This window comes from Streptomyces katrae (assembly GCF_000966975.1).
GTDB classification, from domain to species: Bacteria; Actinomycetota; Actinomycetes; order Streptomycetales; family Streptomycetaceae; genus Streptomyces; species Streptomyces katrae.
Genome location: NZ_JZWV01000727.1, coordinates 1 through 2152, shown reverse-complemented (window position 1 = coordinate 2152; position 2152 = coordinate 1). Strand labels below are relative to the sequence as shown.

2 protein-coding genes are annotated in these 2152 nt (G+C 75.4%); both read right to left on the bottom strand.

The window, feature by feature from the left end; genetic code table 11:
* Window positions 1-28: 28 nt before the first annotated feature.
* A complete protein-coding gene (locus VR44_RS25265) occupies window positions 29-727 on the bottom strand; it encodes a ribonuclease H family protein (RefSeq protein ID WP_045949891.1) in 699 nt (232 codons plus the stop codon).
* Between the two features lie 48 nt (window positions 728-775).
* Window positions 776-2017 carry an MFS transporter gene (locus VR44_RS25260; RefSeq protein WP_045949890.1) on the bottom strand — a complete coding sequence of 414 codons (1242 nt, stop codon included), beginning with the start codon at window positions 2015-2017 and terminating at the stop codon, window positions 776-778.
* Window positions 2018-2152: the final 135 nt, after the last annotated feature.

Sequence of the window (2152 nt, the reverse complement as noted above, 5' to 3'; positions counted from 1 at the left end):
GCGTGGTGTCGTCCCGGAGCGTGTCCGGTCAGGCGGGGGTGGCGGCCGGACGGCAGTCGGGATGGCCCCAGCGGGCCCCCAGTTTGGCGATCTTCTCGCCCGCCGCGTAGGGCTGCCCGCAGGGGCAGGTGCCGCGGAACTTCGCGGTGATGGTGCGGGCGCCGGAGCGGGCGGCGCCGCTCCCGGAGGCGGCCTTGCGCGCCGGGGCGGTACGGGCGGGGGCGGTACGGGCCGGGGCCGGGACGGGCGGGGCGGTGGCGCCGTGGGCGGTGCCGGCGGGCTCCTGGCTGACGGCGGCGTCGCTGGCGGCCTGGTCGGCGATGGCGTTCAGGTGGTCGCCGCCCTCCTGGTGGGCCGGGACGTAGCGGAATTCCACGTCGCGAGCGGCCAGCAGGGCGTCGATGCCCTCGACCAGCTCGCGGTTGGCCACGGGCTTGCCCGCGGCGGTCTTCCAGCCGTTGCGCTTCCAGTTCGGCAGCCACTGGGTGACGGCCTTCATCGCGTACTGGGAGTCCATCCGGACCTCGAGCGCGGTACCCGGCTCCACGGCCTCCAGCAGGCGCAGGAGGGCGGTGAGCTCGCCGACGTTGTTGGTGGCCCGGCCCAGGGGGCCGGCCTCCCAGCGTTCGGGCCGGCCCTCGGCGTCCGCGATGACCCACGCCCAGCCGGCCGGGCCGGGGTTTCCCTTGGCCGCCCCGTCACAGGCGGCGATGATGCGATCAGACATCCCCCGATCTTGCCCTATCCCGGGCGCCCGGCCTGCCGGACCCCCGGATCAGGGCACCGGCTGGCGGACGCCGGGCTCCGCGGCCGGGCTGCGTCCGGCCCTGCCGACCAGACCCGCCGCCGTGACGGCGAAGGCGAGGGCCTGGACGAGGCCGGCGCCGGCGAACAGGGCGGCGGGGGCGAAGGCGGCGGCCACCCAGCCGCCGAGCAGGGCGGCGGGGAGGATCGCGGCGAAGGACACGGCCCGGTTGACGGCGACGACCCGGCCCATGTACTCGGCGTCCACCACCTTCTGCCGGTAGGTGAACCAGCCCACCACGATCAGCGAGGTCGCGGCGCCCGCCACGGCCCAGGCCGGGGCCAGGAGCCGGACGTCCGCGGTGAGGGCGGGGGCGAGCAGGGCGGCGGCGAGCGCGCCCATCCCGACGGTCAGGAGCCTTCCCTCGCTGTGGCGGCCCAGCAGCCGGGGCACGAAGGCCGCGCCCGCCACGGCTCCGGCGCCCTGCGCGGCGACGACCAGGCCGAGGACGAAGCCGGACTGTCCGGTCGCCCCGGTGACCACGTACACCAGGTTCGCCTCGACGGCGTGCACGGCGAAGTTGGTCAGGGTCAGCAGGATGGTCCCCGACCGGAGCACCGGCTCGGCGAACAGCAGCCGGAACCCGGTCAGCAGGTCCGGGCCCATACCGCGCAGGGCCTCGCGCAGCGGGGCCGCCGCGGACGCCGCCGGGGAGGCGGCCGTGAGCAGGATGAGCACGGCGGACAGGGCGAAGGACACGGCGTTGACCCCGCTGGCCGCCGCCGGTCCCAGGAAGGCGACCACGCTGATGCCCGCGATCGGCCCGAGCATGTTGAGCAGGCTCTCCGACCCCTGGACCCAGGCGTTCATCACCGCACGCCGCTCCTCGGGCACCCGTTCCATCAGGAACCCCTGGAAGGCCGGGAAGTACAACGGCCGCATGCAGGCCAGGACGAACGCGGCCGCGTACACCGCCGGCACGGGCGGGCTGTCGAGCAGGCACAGCAGGCCGATGCCGGCGACCACCACGGCCGAGGCGAGGTCGCAGCCGGTCATCAGGCGGCGCCGGTCCGCACGGTCCGCGACCACCCCGCTGAACAACCCGACCAGGACGTACGGGACGAACTCCAGGGCGTAGGTGAAGGCGGCCAGGAAGGCCGAGTCGGTCAGCTGCAGGACCAGCATCGGCATCGCGAAGCGGAACACCCAGTCCCCGCAGGTGGAGACGATGAACGCGGCGCGCAGCAGGTACTCGTCACGGCGCTCAGCCACGGGGGCCGTCCAGCGGCAGCAGCGGGTCGTCGACGGCGGCGGCCAGCAGGGAGACGAGCCGGTCCAGCAGGCGGGTGACGAACCCGTCGGGCAGCCGGTCGGCCTGGTAGTAGGCGGCCAGCGACAGTCCGTCGC